Raw genomic sequence first — 17,132 nt, 5'->3', positions numbered from 1 at the left:
TTTTTGGCGGGCAAATCCATTGCTCATTTAGAAATTTAGTTATTTGATTATCTGTTTATTGAGTGAAGACAAGGGTTCCAGGCAGTGAGGTAAATCAAATAACAAAATGACAAAATTCCTAAATAAAAAGGTGCTCCTGGAAAGGGGCACCGGAAAAATAGGTTAAAGCAAAAAGTACATTTACAATATGAAGTTACTAACTAATCAAGTCAATTTTCACTCTTTTTTGTCAAAAGAGTGATTTAAATCGTAAACGCAGGAATATTCACTTCTAACGCGAATGTCTGTACTACTCTGATTTTTTTATGTAATTTAAGACCATGCAACAGCCGGAAAAATTCATCCGGTAAAAACACACCAGCTGTTGTCCGTGATTCACAAAAAGAGACTATGCAAGTTGAAACCTCGTCCAGTAAATATGGGATAAAACATTACCCTGATGCTATCCGGGAATGGAAGAAAGAAGGAAACTATTTTTGTTTTTACACCAGCGAAACCATTTTGGAAGTAAGGGTGATCGCCGACAAGATCATCCGTTTCCGTTACGCTGCCGACGGCACTTTCCAGCGTGACTTCTCCTACGCTACCAGCGATACACTCGAAGAATCCCCTATCTCTTTTGGTATCAAAGAATGGGAGGAAACTTTTGAAATATATACCGACGTCCTGAAAGTATTCATTGCCAGAGACAACCTGCGTATCACCATCACCGATAAAGACGGTAAGGTGATCAACCAGGACGAAATGGGCTTTCACTGGCAGCACTATCTGCAAAAAGGTGGCAAGATCGTTTACTGTAGCAAGCTCGTCCAGGAAGACGAATGTTTCTACGGCCTTGGCGACAAACCCACAGACCTGAACCTTCGCGGCAAACGCCTCGAGAACTACGGCACTGACGCCTACGGTTATCAGAAAGACACCGATCCGCTGTACCGCAACATCCCCTTCTATTACGGGCTGCACAACGGTATCGGATATGGTATCTTCTTCGACAATACCTTCCGCACCATCTTCGACTTTGGTAAGGAAAGGGAAGATGCCTGCAGTTTCTGGGCCCGCGGCGGAGAAATGAACTACTACTTCATCTATGGTCCCGAACTGCTCGACGTAGCCGCCTCTTACACCCGCATCACCGGTACGCCCGAACTACCGCCATTGTGGACGCTCGGCTACCATCAGTGCCGCTGGAGCTACTACCCGGATAAACGGGTACGGGAGATTGCCGCTGAATTCCGAAACCGCCACATCCCCTGTGATGTCATCTACCTCGACATCGATTATATGGACGGCTTCCGCTGCTTTACCTGGAATAAGGAATATTTCCCGGACCCTGTCGGCCTTATCAGGGACCTGACAGCACAGGGCTTCAAAGTGGTGGTGATCATCGACCCGGGCATCAAGGTAGACCCGGACTATGGCATCTATCAGGAAGGCGTGAAAAACAACTACTTCTGCAAACGGGCCGACGGCGCTTTGATGGAAGGAGATGTTTGGCCGGGCAAATGCGTGTTCCCGGATTTTACCAATCCCGAAGTCAGGGAATGGTGGAGCAGTCTTTTTAAAGGACTTGCTGAAACCGGCGTCCGCGGCGTCTGGAACGACATGAACGAACCGGCCGTCTTCGAAATGGGAACTTTCCCCGAAGACGTGCGGCACGATTACGATGGCGAAGAAGTGAGTCACCGTAAAGCCCACAACGTATATGGTCACCTGATGAGCAAGGCTACCGCTGCCGGTATGAAAAAATACCTGCTGCCCAACAGGCCTTTCCTGATCACCCGCTCCTGCTACGCCGGCGCCCAGCGCTGGTCATCGGTATGGACCGGCGACAATGTCTCCAGCTGGGAACACCTCTGGCTGGCCTCCGTACAATGCCAACGCCTCGCCGTCTCCGGCCTCTCCTTCGCCGGCAGCGATATCGGTGGCTTTATCGGCGAGCCCGATGGAGAACTTTATACCCGCTGGATCCAGCTGGGCACTTTCCACCCGCTGATGCGTACTCACTCCGCCAGTAATGAAACCGGCTTTAACCAGGAACCATGGAGCTTCGGGCCGGATTACGAAAAAATAGTCGCCAGGTTCATTTCCCTGCGTTATGAACTGCTCCCTTATCTGTATACCACCTTCTGGCAATATGCCACCTATGGCACGCCCATGTTACGCCCGCTCGCTTTTGTGGCACAACATGATCCGGCCACGCACAACTGTACGCATGAATTCATGATGGGCGATGCCCTGCTGATCAGTCACGTTAGTGAAGAAGGCATGAAAGAGAAAGCAGTATACCTGCCACAAGGTAAATGGTACTACTTCTGGAACGATACGGTGTACAACGGTGGTCAACAGATAACAGTAGCCACGCCGCTGGAAGAAATGCCGCTGTTTGTAAAAGCAGGTACCGTTGTTCCCCGCTACCCTGTTATGCAGCATACGAACGAAACACCAGTCACAGAAATGCTGTTACATGTTTATTATGGTGAAGAAATCACCGCCAGCACACTCTATGAAGATGCCGGTGATCACTATGGCTACAAGAACGGACAGTACAATGTGATCAACTTCAAACAGGTTTCTTCTGCAGAACAATTTATGCTGAAGAAAAAATATTATGTCAACTACGAAGTAGCGTATACCCATCACCGTATTATACTACACGGCCTGCCATTCAAAGCAGACACCGTGCTGATAGATGGCACGCCGCTCACGTTGACGAACGACAATCATTTACCCGATGGCACTATTTCGTTTATAGCTGACCGTGGGTTCGAAAATATTACGATCCGCAAAGCATAATACGTTTTGTTATAAGGCCGGTCACGTGAATCCTGAGGATGTCCGTGGCCGGTTTTTCTTTTTTAGGAAGATAAATATTTACCCGTATGAAAGTTGCCATTATTGGAGACTACAACCCGCAGGCCGCCACCCACACCGCCACCGGCGATGCATTGCTGCACGCTGCCGCACAGCTGGGGCTATCCGTTTCTTTCGACTGGATTCCCACGGAAAATATCCTTCCGCAGTGGGAGGCTGTCCGCGATCACTATGATGCCTACTGGATTGCGCCCGGAAGTCCGTACAAAGATTTTGCCGGCGTGTTGCAGATCATCCGGTTTGCAAGAGAATACCGCATACCTACCATCGGTACCTGTGGCGGGTTCCAGCACATGGTGATCGAATTTGCGCGGCATGTACTGCAGCTGGAAGACGCCTCCCACGCAGAGTATGATCCATACGCTTCCCGATTGGTAGTTACGCCGTTAAGCTGCTCACTGGTAGGGCAAACACTGCAAATACACATCAGGGACCAGCACTCAAAAACAGGACAATCGCTGCAAACAGATCAAATAACAGAGCGATACTATTGTAACTTCGGGCTAAATCCTGATTACCAGGCAATGCTGCACCAGCACGGCTTTCAGGTAGTGGGCATTGACACCGGCGGAGAAGCCAGGATACTGGAGCTGACTGATCATCCTTTTTATGTTGCTACGCTTTTTGTGCCACAAACCAGTTCCACTGCTGAGCATCCGCATCCGCTTGTCCGTGGTTTCCTCCAAAGTATAACGCCGTAAGAAATATTAGTCGCAAAAAGTATCAGACGCAATATGTTTCAAGTGTAAGCAGTGCCTGTGCTGATACGGAGCATGCGGATCAGTCTACCTGATGGTTACCCGGCTGGTGGACACCTGCAACTCATTGCCGCTGGTTATCCGTACCCGTGGAGCACGTACACGGTCCATTACCGCTGATTATCTCAGCCGGTCATCACTGCTCAGTTCCATCGTCTGTTTACCCCATACGGTAACGCAATTGCCCGCTGCCTACCTCAACCGTTAAACCATCCATGCAGCCTATTGCCGGTTTAACTCAGCCAATAAACCAATTGCCCACCAACTACTTCACCTCATGGCTGGTTTAGCCTGGACAATAACCCAATTATCCGCTGTTTATCACAACTTATCAACAACACCTCCTGGTTCTCCTGCATACCGATTACTTCAGCGCATAAACACACCTATACGCCCCTCCCCGCCTGGTACTCAGCCGGTAAACAGGTATTCTGCAACTCGTTGCCTTCATGCCAATTCCGTAACAGCTTCAGCTGTCAACGATCCCGACATGTCAATAAAAGAAGGAAAATCAATGTAACTGGCGAAAGAAGGTTTTAAAAGAAAAAGGCTCTCAGATAGAGATCTGCCGCCGGGTTCCTAACCTATGCCAACTTTAGAGACCATAAAATTAATGGCTTAAATGCTATGCACAAAATCCCAACCGCCGACAAAGGCAGAATGAACAAAATGAACGAATTCGTTAACATTGAATTAGGAAATTGGCTTTACATTGAGGTTAGGTATCCGGCAATTTTAAAATATCAATCTTCCGAAATGCAGGTCAACAAAGCATCTCAACAACAAAATCCATTTAGCAACAACGACAAAAAAAATCCGGATATCCTGTTATGCGGATGATGTCGGAATAGTAAAAATTGTTCCCGATCATACCTGCCTATCAAAATATCCGGGTATATGCTGCTCAATAAAAAATCGATAAAAAGAAAATAGAGATCAGTGCGCAAAAAACCAGCAACACAAAAATTGCGCGGAACAAAATCTCAGTTCTGTCAGGAGTGGATTCCAGGCCATTCAATTCATGAGGTCCATCTCCGTGGTTGATTATCAGGTTTTTCATACAAACAAATTAAAGGATTCACAATAAAATAGCGCAAACATTGCCACCAGAGCCTTATTGATCATTTACTCCCTTATGAAAGTACAAAATAAAAGCTAAAATGGACAACTTTTATCCCTCATTTTGACACAAAAAACCGTTCATTTTGTTCAACCCTTTTAGTTCCGCTTTTTCCGCTTACCCGCGTCCTGATGGGGCAAAGTCGCAGGAGCAGGTGTCGTGGGTGGCGTTGCGACAGTGGTGCTGTCTTCTCCCATATCTTCCGGCGTCACCAGCTCCCCTCTTTTGTAATAAGCCTTCGCCATTTTGCCGGTATCTTCATCATACAACTTCCATACACCGTTGCGTACGGAGTTACCCTGCCGCACAATCACCACAGGTGTTTCCTGCTGGCTTACAGGGTCTACCACCATCACCGTATCTTTCTGCCCTTCTATTTCCGTGGCCATATAAACGCCCTCTTCAGCGCGCTTCCCATTAGGATAAAAATATTTGCAGTAACCGTCCAGCACATTGTTCTTATAGGTTTCTTCAGCCATGATGTTACCACCAAGGGAAGTTTTCTTCCAGATACCTTCCTTACGGCCGTTTTTATACGTTCCTTCCCAAATATACCCCGGTTCACCCCGCAGCTCGTCCACCTGCTCTATCCAGTAGCCCTGCTTGCGTTGCTGGGCATCTTTCTGGTTCCTGGCCTGCTTAATCTGCCCAGCCTGGCTTTGCGCGTGACCTGCTGTTGCCAGCATTAACCCGATGAATGTCCCCACTATTATTTTTCGCATACGCTGTTATTTTATCACAAGTTAAATAATTCCGACATGTATTCCCGGGACAAAAAAAAGCCGGTGCATCATGGGATGTGCACCGGCTCTGCTGTTTTTAGTTGCGTTACTATTTATGTAGCTTAATATCTCCCAGCTTGGTATCCTTACCCCGCTCAATGGTCACGTTGTTAATGGTAGTGTCTTTGTAGCCATTGGATGTGTTCACATACACATTCCAGGTACCGGTTTTCAAACCGCGCACTTTAAACTCACCGCTTCTCCAGGGCAAAGCATACAGTGTGTCCTTGTTGCTGTTGTAGACGGAGACCACAGGGTAGGCATCCCAGGGCGTAACGCGGCCGGAAAGGCTGCCCATTTTCAGGATAGTGAATACATTGATGTACGGACGCAGGATAAACTTACCGTTCCAGGTACGGATAATGGAGCGTTGTATATCGAAATCCAGCCACAGCTGCAGATTATCGGTAGACACCTCGTCCCATTCATTATGCCTGATCCTGACAATAATTTTTGACTGGCCGGATATGGAAGTCACCGGATACGTCACGCTGTTTTTCACGAGGGAATTGTTATCACCAATGGTGATACGGATTTGTTTCATCACGCCTTTCTTCACCAAACCGCCGGCCAGCAAAGTATCAGCACCATTGCGGAGTGTCAGCAGATCATACACGCCCGGATGAATATTCAGGGAGTCCCATACCAGACAGGAGTCACGGCCCTGACGATCATGATCATGGTCTTCATCCCACCAGCAGCGATCACGGTCGTTCCAACTGTCATCGTCTGCTTTTCCGCAGGTATCTACCAATACCTCTACCTTACGGATGTCCAGCAATACTTTGTCGAACAAGCCAGGATCATCTGAAAGAAATAAACTAACCTTCTGCTGATTTTGGGGAATCGGCTCTGTGGAGGAAGATTGGTCTTTTTTACAGGAGTACAACAGGATGGCGGCCAGCACTGGAATAGACACGGCCAGCAAGCCCCGCTTCAGGAGAGTACTTTTCATACTTTGTAGGTTTTTATACAATAAAAAAATTATGGCTGATGCATGATAGCAGTTAGCAGATAGGACCGGTTGTATTCCCGGCTGATTATTGGTCTTCTTCGGCGTGTTCGGTGTTCGTTAACCAGGCGATGACTAATTGCTATTGCTATACAAAAACGTTGGTATCTCTCCTCTTATTGCAGTCTCTCAAACGTCAAATAATAGATGGTACAAAAAGCAAAAGGTTTAAAGACATGAAAAGAAAAATCCGGTATCCCGACAATTCGGGATACCGGATTCAAATAAGATGTATGTCAAACAATTATGCAGTAACGGGTTTCAATATGGTTACACCCAGTGGCGGAATACGCAGAGACAGGGTGTATTCGCGGCCATTATAAAATTGTTTGGCGGCCTTCAGTTGACCGGTATTTATCACCCCGCTTCCATAGTACCGGGGATGATCGCTGTTTAAGACTTCCTCCCACAAACCACCCAGCGGGATGCCCACCGGATAATCTTCCCGGGGCACCGGCGTCATATTCAACACCACCAGCATCAAATCCCCTGCCGCCTTGCCTTTTCGCATATAAGCCAACACACAATTGTCATAATCATTGACGATCATCCACTCAAAACCGTCTCCTTCAAACTGCTGTTCATACAAAGCGGTAGACTCCCGGTACAACCGGTTGATATCTTTTACAAAGTCCTGTATCCCCTTATGCGTAGCATATTTCAACAGATGCCAGTCCAGCTCGCGTTTATAATTCCATTCGGAAGTCTGCCCAAGCTCTCCACCCATGAACAATAATTTAGTCCCCGGATGAGTGTACATATAACCGTACAACAGCCGCAGGTTGGCGCATTTCTGCCAGTCATCGCCCGGCATCTTGTACAACAGCGGCGACTTGCCATGTACTACTTCATCATGGCTCAACGGTAACATATAGTTCTCGCTGAAAGCATACACCAGGCTAAAGGTCAGATCGTTCTGGTACCATTTGCGGTGAACAGGATCTTTCTTGAAATAATCCAGCGTATCATTCATCCAACCCATCATCCACTTCATGCCGAAGCCTAAACCTCCCATGAAGGTAGGTCTCGATACACCATAATGATTGGTGGAATCTTCTGCAATGGTCTGTACATCGGGAAACAGGGCGTAGATGGTTTCATTCAGTTTTTTGAGAAAGCTGATCGCCTCCAGATTTTCATTACCTCCCAGTTCGTTAGGCTCCCAGGCGCCCCGCTGACGGGAATAATCCAGATGTATCATAGAGGCCACTGCATCTACACGCAGGCCATCGACGTGGAATTTGTCCAGCCAGTAAATGGCGTTGCTCAGCAGAAACGACCGCACTTCGTTGCGGGAGTAATTAAAGATATAGCTGTTCCAATCGGGATGATAGCCTTTGCGCATATCGGCATATTCATATACATGGGAACCGTCAAACCGGTACAGGCCATGTGCGTCATGCGGAAAATGCGAAGGTACCCAGTCGAGGATTACGCCGATGCCTGCCTGATGAAAGGCCTCGACCATCTCCATAAAATCCTGTGGCGAACCATACCGGGAGGTGGCGGCATAATAGCCGGTCAACTGATAGCCCCATGAACCATCAAACGGATGTTCCATCACCGGCATCAGCTCCACGTGGGTGAAGCCCATTTCTTTTACATAAGGTACCAGCATGGCAGCGATTTCGCCATAGGTGTAAAAACTTTCTTCGTCGTTAGGATCGGGCTTGCGCCAGGATCCCAGATGCACTTCATACACAGCAAACGGGCTGTTCAGGCTGTTGTGTTTCTTTCTTCCCTGCATCCATTTTTTGTCGTGCCAGGTATGGTCCAGCGGATGCACAATAGAAGCTGTTTTAGGACGTACTTCCCAGCGGGTGGCAAACGGGTCTCCTTTAAAAAGTTCTTCACCGCTGTTGGAGCGGATAAAGTATTTGTACAGACTGCCGGCTTTTACACCTGGAATGAACCCTTCCCATATGCCGGAGTTGTCCCAGCGGGGTAAAAGGGTATGATGATAGTGGTCCCAATTATTAAAATCGCCCATGACGGCCACAAAGGCGGCATCCGGGGCCCATACGGCAAAATAGGTGCCTGCCACGCCTTCATACTCGAGCGTATGTGCACCGAATTTTTCGTATAGCCGGTAATGTGACCCTGCCTGAAACAGGGCAATATCTCCGGATGAAAAAAGTGAAAATGGTTCTACTGACTGCAAAGGGCGATTGATAACTCCGGTCATAGTAACGTGTGAATTGGGTGTCTGGATAAACAAGATAGTCTAAATTTGGCTATTTGTCGTTTAGATCTTTGGTTATTTGAGATTTAAGAATTTGCGAAATTAGGGTATTTGAGAGATTTTCCGACCGGATCACTGCGATGCAAAAAAAATTTGGGTATCTCAATATTCAGGGGCCTTCAGCCACCCAAATATCAAAATACCCAAACATTAAACTATGAAAACGACTTAGTACTTACGTTTAAACGGAGGTTTGCCGCCGCCGGAAAACTCGCGTTTTTCGCCGGAACGTGGGCCACCGGAAGACCAGGTCTTTTTACGGGGACCGCCTTCGCTACGGTTGTTGCCGTTGAAACGACCACCACCGCCGCCGCGTTTGTCACCGTCCTGGGACATTTCAATCCGCACAGCACGACCGTTGTATTCTACTTTTTTGAAGCTCTGCGTCACTTTTTCCAGCTCGTCATTTTCTACTTCAAAGAAAGAGTAAACACCTTTCAGATCGATACGGCCGATTTTGTTGCCACGAACACCGGTGTTATCACACAGGTAACGGAGCATATCGCCGCGGTTGAAATCGTCTACGGAACCGAGGTTGATAAACAAACGGGTGTATTTGCCGGAACCACGACGGTCACGACCTTCTTCACCGAAGCGTCTGTCTTCTTTCATGTTCAGGTCCGGAGCATCCTGATAGTATTCGAGGAACTGGTTGAATTCCAGGGAAGCGAAACGTTTGATCAGCTCTTCCTTGGTCATCGTGGAGAACTCTTCGTATATACGTTCCAGGTATGGTTCGATCTGCTCTTCGTTGACAGTAACGTTGTGTACTTTGTGAACGAGGCCAAACAGTTGTTTCTCACAAACAGCGAAACCATCGGGCACTTCAGCTTTCACAAATTTTTTGCCGATCACTCTTTCGATCTGGCGGATTTTTCCGGTATCACGGCTGCTGATAACGGCAATGGATACACCGGATTTGCCGGCACGACCGGTACGGCCGCTACGGTGGGTGTAGTTTTCCACGTCATCCGGCAGGTCGTAGTTGATAACGTGTGTCACGTTGTCAACGTCGATACCACGGGCAGCCACGTCGGTAGCTACCAGTACCTGCAGGGCTTTTTCACGGAAACGTTTCATCACCTTGTCACGCTGCTGCTGGGTCAGATCGCCATGCAGGGCGTCGGCATTGTAACCGTCCTTGATCAGGGATTCAGCGATCTCCTGAGATTCAATTTTGGTACGGGTGAAGATGATACCGAAGATATCGGGGTTATAATCCACGATACGTTTCAGGGCAGCATATTTATCACGTGGACGTACCACGTAGTATTCGTGTTCGATGTTGGCGTTGCCGCTGTTTTTAGTACCTACGGTCAGCTCAAACGGATCTTCCATGTACTTTTTCGCGATACGGCGCACTTCCTGTGGCATCGTAGCGGAAAACAGCCAGGTAGTTTTAGATTCCGGAGTGTTGGACAGGATGTTGTTGATGTCTTCCTGGAATCCCATGTTCAGCATCTCATCAGCTTCGTCCAGTACAGCATAGCGTACGTTATCGAAGTTGACAGCGCCACGGTCGATGATATCGAGCAAACGGCCCGGAGTGGCTACCACAATGTGTACGCCTCTTTTCAGCTCGCGCAGCTGTTGCACGATGCTGGAACCACCATATACCGCCACAATGTTTACTTCACCGAGGTATTTGCTGAAGTTTTTGAGGTCGTTGGTGATCTGCAGACACAGTTCACGCGTAGGGCACAGGATCAGTCCCTGTGGTTTGTTGATTTTCAGGTCCAGTTGTTGCAGCAATGGTAAGCCAAAAGCAGCGGTTTTACCGGTGCCCGTCTGGGCTAATCCCACAAAATCGCGGTCTCCGGTTAAAAGAACGGGAATAGCCTGTTCCTGGATCGGTGTTGGGGAAACGAAACCCAGGTCCGTAATTCCCTTCAAAATAGGCTCTTGTAAGCCCAGTGATTCAAATGTTGTCATTGATTTGCATTAATCGGGCTCCGTCGGGAGCCATGTAAGGCCCTTCGCCTGCGGGCGGCGGGCTGTTGAAATATTTTCTATACCAGTTCACCTTCGAGGTCGTAGTCAAACGCCTTGGTGATAAGTACATTCACAAATTCGCCGGGTTTCAGGCGTTTGGTGGTATTGATGATCACCTCATTGTCCACTTCCACAGAGTCGAACTCTGTACGGGCCAGGTATCTGCCGGCCTCTTTTTTGTCAACGATGACTTTCAATACTTTACCTACCCTTTCCTGGTTTTTCTCCAGGGAGATTTCCTGCTGTACTTCCATGATCTCCTGTGCTCTTCTTTCTTTCTCTTCAGCAGGGATGTTGTCTTCCAGCTCATAGGCGCTGGTACCTTCTTCATGGCTGTATGTAAATACACCCACTCTGTCGAAACGCATTCTCTCCAGGAAACCTTTCAGCTCTTCCACATCATCTTCCGTTTCACCAGGGAAGCCTGCGATCAGGGTGGTACGGAGGCAGATACCGGGTACTTTGGCGCGGATCTGATGAACCAGTTCTTCGATTTCCTCGCGGGTGATCTGACGTTTCATGGCTTTGAGCATGGCATTGGAAGCGTGCTGCAAAGGCATGTCCAGATAATTACAAATGTTAGGGAACTCGTTCATGACGTCGAGCACTTCCATCGGGAATTTGGTAGGATAAGCATAGTGCAGGCGTATCCATTCCAGACCTTCCACACCGGCCAGTGCACGCATCAGGTCGGCCAGACGACGCTGTTTATACAGGTCCAGGCCATAATAAGTAAGTTCCTGCGCAATCAGCATGATTTCCTTTACACCGGAACGGACCAGCTTTTCCGCTTCTTTCACCAGTTCCTCGATAGGGCGGGACACGTGGCCACCGCGCATCAGCGGAATAGCGCAAAAGGAGCAGGTACGATTACACCCTTCCGCAATCTTCAGATAAGCATAATGGGAAGGCGTACTCAGCAAACGTTCGCCAATCAGTTCGGATTTGTAATCAGCATCGAATTTTTTCAGGAGCAGGGGCAGTTCCATGGTACCAAACCAGGCGTCTACACCACCAATCTCAGATTCCAGGTCGCCACGGTAACGCTCGCTCAGACAGCCGGTCACATATACTTTATCCAGCTTTCCGCGTTGCTTCAGGTCTACCTGTTCCAGGATGGTATTAATGGATTCTTCTTTAGCTTTGTCGATAAACCCACAGGTGTTCACGACCACGATATTGTGGTCCCGTTTGGTGCTTTCATGTACGACATCGATCTCATTGGCCAGCAGTTGCCCGCTCAGCACTTCTGAGTCTACCATGTTCTTCGAACAACCAAGCGTAATAATGTTAACCTTGTCTTTCTTTAAAGTTTTCGTCTTCAAGGGCGAATGTTTTAGAGCATGCGGCCGGCTTTTTATCGGCCCGCTACCGCCACGAAGACACACAGACACTAATTGTATAAAACAGCAGACTTACTGTACGTGACTTTGAGCCTTAGTGGGGGTTGAGTAAGGAAGGTGCAAAGGTAGGGAAATTATTTGGTTATTTGGCCATTTGGCCATTTTATCATTGGATTTACAGATTTCGGGATTTTTTGATTTTGGAATTTAAATAAGCGAATAACATTATTTTAAATATTTATAATAAATGTTAGCCTTCGATTTATTTAAATTCCAAAATCAAAAAATCCCAAATCTGTAAATAAAATAACAAAATATCTAAATATTTAAATTGTCAAATCTGCCAGGGTCTTCTCAGCACGCTGATAGGCCAGCTCCCGTTTTTTATGGTACCACCACTGTGGCGCCAGTTTGATCATCAGGTTATTGATGCCCCGGAGACCAACAATATGATACAGCCCGTTCAGTTTACCGGCCAGGTCGTCCAGTGCCCGGAGACTCATCGCAAAGCCACCGTCCATATACTCCATATGATGCCAATAGCCTCCTGGCATAAAGAGGGTATCGCCATGGTCCAGTATCGTTGTCAGTCCTTTGGCGTGGGCCAACGCAGGGTACTGTTCTTCGTCCAGCTTTTCATGCCAGTTCACAAAGGAAGCAGCGCTTTCCACTGTGAAAGGCATGCGGTAGATGTAGGGGGATTGGCTATTTTCCAGCAGCAACACCCGCTTACGGCCAATGAACTGGGTATGGAAGATATGCGACATGTCGATATCGTAGTGCATGTGCGCCACCGATCCGGCTCCGCCGACAAACAGCATGGGGTATTTTTTCAGGAAACCTTTAGCGTACTGGTCGGGCCAAACTACATCCTGTACCAGTTGGGGGGCGTGTTGAAAAATATTGAACAGGAATATCCGCAGTTGTACCGGGCCCTTTTTTACCATGTCAATATACTCTCCGAAAGTAATGTAGTCGTCTGCTCCATTCACCAGTGTATTGGCGCCGGCACGTTCATTATTGTAAACACCCACCTTCTTGTCCCCGACAATACGCTTAAAATAGTCCCAGGTCCATTTGCTGTAGGCAGGTGATTGTTGGCTCAGCCCTGCTGCTGAGATTACAACGGGTTTACGGGGTAAGTAATAATTTTTGCGAAACTCCTCAGGTGTGATATCGTCAACTCGGTCTATGTTGTTTATGATCATAACTACGAATTGTTAAGTAGGATTACAAAAAAATACTATAATTCAAATGTAACAAATGCAGATTTATAAACGGACAAAATGTAAAGAGCGAAAACGTGGCCAAAAATAAATATCCGGGCGTAACCTGTTAGCCCGGATATTTTATTTACCTAAAGTAAAATGCTAAGTGGGCTTGATTCAGATTTCAAAACAGCACACACAATACTATAATAATCAATCATTTAGACTAAAGAGTGTTTCCACAAACGCTTCTTTATCAAAGACTTGTAAATCTTCCATTTTTTCCCCGATGCCAATATATTTTACCGGGATTTTGAACTGATTGGCGATGGCCAGTACCACCCCGCCTTTAGCGGTGCCATCCAGTTTGGTAATCGCTAAAGCCGTCACTTCCGTAGCGGCGGTAAACTGACGGGCCTGTTCCACAGCATTTTGTCCGGTAGAACCGTCCAATACCAGTAAAACTTCATGGGGCGCATCGGGAATTACTTTTTTCATCACCCGCTTAATCTTTCCCAGCTCATCCATCAGATGGGCTTTGTTGTGCAAACGACCGGCGGTATCTACAATGATCACGTCCACATCACGGGCAGCGCCACTTTGTACAGTATCAAAAGCTACAGCACCAGGGTCGGAACCCATTTGTTGTTTTACGATGGGCACATCTGCGCGTTCGCTCCAGATGGTCAGCTGGTCAACCGCGGCGGCACGGAAGGTATCGGCGGCACCCAGCAATACGGACTTGCCTGCTTTCTTGAAATTATAGGCCAGTTTACCGATAGTGGTGGTCTTCCCTACTCCGTTTACGCCTACCACCATGATCACATAAGGCTTTTTACCGGGGGGAACGTCAAACTCACGGAAGCCGCTATCGGGCGCATCCACCAGAATGGCTGCAATTTCCTCCTTCAGCAATCTATTTAACTCACTGGTTCCCAGATATTTGTCCTTAGCCACCCGCTGTTCGATCCTGTCAATGATTTTAACCGTTGTATCAACACCCACATCGGCAGAAACCAGGGCTTCTTCCAGGTTGTCCAGTACTTCGGTGTCTACGGTCGACTTACCGGCGATGGCACGTCCTATCTTACTGAGAAAGCTTTCTTTGGTTTTCTGTAACCCCTGATCAAGGCTTTCCTTCTTTTCCCTGGAAAATAGTTTGTTGAAAAAGCTCATAGTTTAGTTTAATTGGGCTGGAATCTGTGATTCCCTTATCTGCATTATCCGGGTGCTGGCAGCCAGCATTCGAACTGTTCCAAACAGGCTGCTAAAATACAGCTTTTGTGTTAACAATCGCACCCAAAGGGGATAAAGAGACAATCTTATGGTAATAATGAGGGAGATGACTGGTAACAACACAAAAAGCTGTCCTTTAACGGGACAGCTTTTCAGTATTATTAGTAAAGCCGAATTACTTTTGATTAATGTGCTCCTGAACTTTGTCTTTGTGCACAATTGCTTCTTTGAAAGTATATGCACCGGTTTTAGGAGAACGCACCGCTCTGATTACCTTAGTCCACACTTTAGATTCAGCTGCTGCCTTAGCATCTTTTACTTTCGAGTTCTTTGAAGCTGCTTTTGCCATTGTATTTATTGTTTTTATGGTCTAATGGCGCTATGGCTATCCAGAACAGCCATTCACCATTTCACAATTACTTATTTAATTTCTTTGTGTACAGTCACTTTCCTCAGAATAGGATTGTACTTTTTCAACTCCAGACGCTCAGGAGTGTTCTTTTTGTTCTTGTTGGAGATATAACGGGAAGTTCCGGGTTGACCAGAGTTTTTATGCTCTGTACATTCCAGAATTACCTGTACTCTGTTACCTTTTTTTGCCATTGTGTATACAAATTAAGTGAGTCCTTAGAATTAGATTTCCGTACCAGCTGCACGCAATTCTTTGACTACTGCATACAAACCTCTTTTGTTGATGGTTCTTAAACCGTCAGCAGATACCTTTAAAGATATCCATTTGTCTTCTTCCGCGAGGAAAAAGCGCTTTTTCTGCAGGTTGGGCAGAAACCTTCTCTTTGTCTTAATGTTGGAGAAGGAAACATGGTGACCTGTAATCGGCTTCTTTCCTGTCACCTGACATACTCTTGCCATGATTTAAAAAATTTAGGAATGCAAAAGTCAAACTTTTTTATTGATTTTGCAAATATTATTAGATGAATTTATTCACAATCCGTCATAATCCCTTTAATCCCAGGTGTCCAGTAAAAAAACCAACACAGTGCAAACCATTGATTATCAATTGTTGCAGGACAAATTTACATCTGTCCGGACGAGGTCAATATTTTTTATATAAATTTTATAACAATACGACCAGGCTACGCAGTACGGCACCAAGACGAACGGCTTCCAGTACGCGGAGCTGTTCTGTACCTTGTTTCAGTACGGCCTCTTCATGCGAAGTTACACACATTTCACATCCGTTCAAAGCAGATACCACCAAACTCAACAGCTCAAAAAACTCTTTACCGATCACCGGGTTGGCCATAATGCTCATCCGGATACCGGCAGGCGTAGCGGTATAAAACTCTTTGTTCACGAAGTGACGGAAGCGGTAAAACACGTTATTGGCGCTCATGAGGGAAGTACAGCTGATCACCTCTGCAATTTCCTTTTCAGTAGCTCCTTCTGCGGTAGCCAGCTTCTCAAAGGAAGCCTGCAGCACCGGCTGTTTATCATTCACCGCTACGGCCACCCCGATCAGGTAAGCTTCTTTTTTGCTCAGCGTGCCCGCATTCAGGGCATTGGTAACATTGATCTTTAAGTCTTTCAGGTAACGCGCATCGGCGTTCACCAGCGCCTGCAGGCTCGCGGAAGGCGTAATTCCCGCCAGGCCCACGGCTTCCAGCAGTTGTACGGCCGTATCCTGATTGGTAGTTGCAAACATAATTTGTTCCTCGTATTTAAAACAAAGCAGCAAAGGATTCTTTGCTGCTTTGCGGATTATTATTCAAATAAAATTAAACAGCCAGGGTAGCTTCGCCTTTGTTCCAGTTGCAAGGGCACAGCTCATCCGTCTGCAGTGCATCCAATACACGCAGTACTTCTTTCACGTTACGGCCTACAGACAGGTCGTACAGAGATACCCAACGTACAATACCCTGAGGATCTACAATGTAAGTAGCACGGTAAGCCACTTTTTCGTTGGATTCCAGGATACCCAGCTCAGTAGCCAGAGATTTGGAAGTATCAGCCAGCATCGGGAATTTCAGATCACGCAGGTCTTCGTGGTCTCTTCTCCACGCAGCGTGTACAAACTCGCTGTCAGTAGAAGCACCGATCAGTACCGCGTCACGGTCAACGAAATCCTGAGCATGTTTGTTAAACTCGGCGATTTCAGTAGGACAAACGAAAGTAAAGTCCTTAGGCCACCAGAACATAACCATCCATTTACCGGAAGCTTTCAGCTCTTCGGAAGACAGATCATAAAACTCTTTACCCTTTTCGATGGAAACAACAGCCGTTTTTTTGAATTCGGGAAACTCTGACCCTACGGATAAGATAACATTTTTCATATTCTATATCGATTTTTGATTTACAAACAGGCATTCTATCAAATTACCGGCGCAAAGATCACTTTACATTCAGTATTAGTCAAATAGATTTTTAAAATGTGACATTGAGTTTGTCTATATATGTTCCTTTTAGCAGGCACAGGAAGGATATCCGCATGCGTTTTTTCTATAATCAAAAAAAATCTCCCGGACTTAACATTTTAATGCCATTTCTGTAACATTTTGGCACGTTATTTAGTTATATAAGCAGAGATTTTTAAATTCAACAATAGCATGG

15 protein-coding genes are annotated in these 17,132 nt (G+C 46.8%); 3 read left to right on the top strand and 12 right to left on the bottom strand.

From position 1 onward, the window contains the following. Window positions 1–390: 390 nt before the first annotated feature. The 3 genes from ICL55_RS22835 to ICL55_RS22825 all read left to right on the top strand — a co-directional run bounded on the left by ICL55_RS22835 (window position 391) and on the right by ICL55_RS22825 (window position 3,837). Complete coding sequence (locus ICL55_RS22835; protein WP_188101702.1) at window positions 391–2,793, top strand: glycoside hydrolase family 31 protein; 2,403 nt, start codon at window positions 391–393, stop codon at window positions 2,791–2,793. 86 nt (window positions 2,794–2,879) lie between these two features. Further along, window positions 2,880–3,572, top strand: a complete 693-nt coding sequence (locus tag ICL55_RS22830; RefSeq protein WP_188101700.1) for a CTP synthase C-terminal region-related (seleno)protein — start codon at window positions 2,880–2,882, stop codon at window positions 3,570–3,572. Window positions 3,573–3,663: 91 nt separating this feature from the next. Continuing rightward, window positions 3,664–3,837: a hypothetical protein gene (locus ICL55_RS22825; protein ID WP_188101698.1), complete on the top strand. Its 174-nt coding sequence runs from the start codon at window positions 3,664–3,666 to the stop codon at window positions 3,835–3,837. Between the two features lie 1,010 nt (window positions 3,838–4,847). Here ICL55_RS22825 and ICL55_RS22820 read toward each other — a convergent pair. The 12 genes from ICL55_RS22820 to ICL55_RS22765 form a co-directional block, all read right to left on the bottom strand. Beyond that, window positions 4,848–5,471 (bottom strand): toxin-antitoxin system YwqK family antitoxin, encoded by a 624-nt coding sequence (locus ICL55_RS22820; RefSeq protein WP_188101696.1) that lies wholly within the window; start codon window positions 5,469–5,471, stop codon window positions 4,848–4,850. A 109-nt stretch (window positions 5,472–5,580) separates the two neighbouring features. Beyond that, complete coding sequence (locus tag ICL55_RS22815; RefSeq protein ID WP_188101694.1) at window positions 5,581–6,486, bottom strand: DUF4382 domain-containing protein; 906 nt, start codon at window positions 6,484–6,486, stop codon at window positions 5,581–5,583. A gap of 301 nt (window positions 6,487–6,787) precedes the next feature. Beyond that, on the bottom strand, window positions 6,788–8,728 hold the full coding sequence (gene glgB / locus ICL55_RS22810) for a 1,4-alpha-glucan branching protein GlgB (RefSeq protein WP_188101692.1): 1,941 nt from the start codon (window positions 8,726–8,728) through the stop codon (window positions 6,788–6,790). A 225-nt stretch (window positions 8,729–8,953) separates the two neighbouring features. After that, entirely contained in the window at window positions 8,954–10,717 is a 1,764-nt protein-coding gene (locus ICL55_RS22805; RefSeq protein WP_188101690.1) for a DEAD/DEAH box helicase, read from the bottom strand. Between the two features lie 77 nt (window positions 10,718–10,794). Further along, the gene (rimO, locus tag ICL55_RS22800) at window positions 10,795–12,102 is read right to left on the bottom strand and encodes a 30S ribosomal protein S12 methylthiotransferase RimO (protein WP_188101687.1); all 1,308 of its coding nucleotides are present in this window, start codon (window positions 12,100–12,102) and stop codon (window positions 10,795–10,797) included. 344 nt (window positions 12,103–12,446) lie between these two features. Then, window positions 12,447–13,328 (bottom strand): cupin-like domain-containing protein, encoded by an 882-nt coding sequence (locus ICL55_RS22795; protein WP_188101685.1) that lies wholly within the window; start codon window positions 13,326–13,328, stop codon window positions 12,447–12,449. Between the two features lie 213 nt (window positions 13,329–13,541). Further along, the gene (gene ftsY, locus ICL55_RS22790) at window positions 13,542–14,504 is read right to left on the bottom strand and encodes a signal recognition particle-docking protein FtsY (protein WP_188101683.1); all 963 of its coding nucleotides are present in this window, start codon (window positions 14,502–14,504) and stop codon (window positions 13,542–13,544) included. 235 nt (window positions 14,505–14,739) lie between these two features. Further along, window positions 14,740–14,913 (bottom strand): DUF4295 family protein, encoded by a 174-nt coding sequence (locus ICL55_RS22785; protein ID WP_078670879.1) that lies wholly within the window; start codon window positions 14,911–14,913, stop codon window positions 14,740–14,742. Window positions 14,914–14,984: 71 nt separating this feature from the next. Then, window positions 14,985–15,167 (bottom strand): 50S ribosomal protein L33, encoded by a 183-nt coding sequence (rpmG, locus tag ICL55_RS22780; RefSeq protein WP_074238941.1) that lies wholly within the window; start codon window positions 15,165–15,167, stop codon window positions 14,985–14,987. A 30-nt stretch (window positions 15,168–15,197) separates the two neighbouring features. Then, the gene (gene rpmB / locus ICL55_RS22775) at window positions 15,198–15,434 is read right to left on the bottom strand and encodes a 50S ribosomal protein L28 (RefSeq protein WP_078670880.1); all 237 of its coding nucleotides are present in this window, start codon (window positions 15,432–15,434) and stop codon (window positions 15,198–15,200) included. A gap of 205 nt (window positions 15,435–15,639) precedes the next feature. Then, complete coding sequence (locus tag ICL55_RS22770; RefSeq protein WP_188101681.1) at window positions 15,640–16,227, bottom strand: carboxymuconolactone decarboxylase family protein; 588 nt, start codon at window positions 16,225–16,227, stop codon at window positions 15,640–15,642. Window positions 16,228–16,300: 73 nt separating this feature from the next. Beyond that, window positions 16,301–16,855, bottom strand: coding sequence for a peroxiredoxin (locus tag ICL55_RS22765; RefSeq protein WP_188101678.1), 555 nt, complete (start codon window positions 16,853–16,855; stop codon window positions 16,301–16,303). Window positions 16,856–17,132 lie beyond the last annotated feature (277 nt).

It is taken from the genome of Chitinophaga varians (assembly GCF_014529945.1).
In the GTDB taxonomy this organism is placed as follows: Bacteria; Bacteroidota; Bacteroidia; order Chitinophagales; family Chitinophagaceae; genus Chitinophaga; species Chitinophaga varians.
This window is presented reverse-complemented; position numbering and strand designations above follow the sequence as displayed.

What these genes read in the sequence shown, in the direction of transcription:
- ICL55_RS22835 (WP_188101702.1), top strand. Translation starts at nt 391, where the DNA reads ATGCAAGTTGAAACCTCGTCCAGTAAATATGGGATAAAACATTACCCT.
- ICL55_RS22830 (WP_188101700.1), top strand. Translation starts at nt 2,880, where the DNA reads ATGAAAGTTGCCATTATTGGAGACTACAACCCGCAGGCCGCCACCCAC.
- ICL55_RS22825 (WP_188101698.1), top strand. Translation starts at nt 3,664, where the DNA reads ATGGTTACCCGGCTGGTGGACACCTGCAACTCATTGCCGCTGGTTATC.
- ICL55_RS22820 (WP_188101696.1), bottom strand. Translation starts at nt 5,471, where the DNA reads ATGCGAAAAATAATAGTGGGGACATTCATCGGGTTAATGCTGGCAACA.
- ICL55_RS22815 (WP_188101694.1), bottom strand. Translation starts at nt 6,486, where the DNA reads ATGAAAAGTACTCTCCTGAAGCGGGGCTTGCTGGCCGTGTCTATTCCA.
- glgB (WP_188101692.1), bottom strand. Translation starts at nt 8,728, where the DNA reads ATGACCGGAGTTATCAATCGCCCTTTGCAGTCAGTAGAACCATTTTCA.
- ICL55_RS22805 (WP_188101690.1), bottom strand. Translation starts at nt 10,717, where the DNA reads ATGACAACATTTGAATCACTGGGCTTACAAGAGCCTATTTTGAAGGGA.
- ICL55_RS22795 (WP_188101685.1), bottom strand. Translation starts at nt 13,328, where the DNA reads ATGATCATAAACAACATAGACCGAGTTGACGATATCACACCTGAGGAG.
- ftsY (WP_188101683.1), bottom strand. Translation starts at nt 14,504, where the DNA reads ATGAGCTTTTTCAACAAACTATTTTCCAGGGAAAAGAAGGAAAGCCTT.
- ICL55_RS22785 (WP_078670879.1), bottom strand. Translation starts at nt 14,913, where the DNA reads ATGGCAAAAGCAGCTTCAAAGAACTCGAAAGTAAAAGATGCTAAGGCA.
- rpmG (WP_074238941.1), bottom strand. Translation starts at nt 15,167, where the DNA reads ATGGCAAAAAAAGGTAACAGAGTACAGGTAATTCTGGAATGTACAGAG.
- rpmB (WP_078670880.1), bottom strand. Translation starts at nt 15,434, where the DNA reads ATGGCAAGAGTATGTCAGGTGACAGGAAAGAAGCCGATTACAGGTCAC.
- ICL55_RS22770 (WP_188101681.1), bottom strand. Translation starts at nt 16,227, where the DNA reads ATGTTTGCAACTACCAATCAGGATACGGCCGTACAACTGCTGGAAGCC.
- ICL55_RS22765 (WP_188101678.1), bottom strand. Translation starts at nt 16,855, where the DNA reads ATGAAAAATGTTATCTTATCCGTAGGGTCAGAGTTTCCCGAATTCAAA.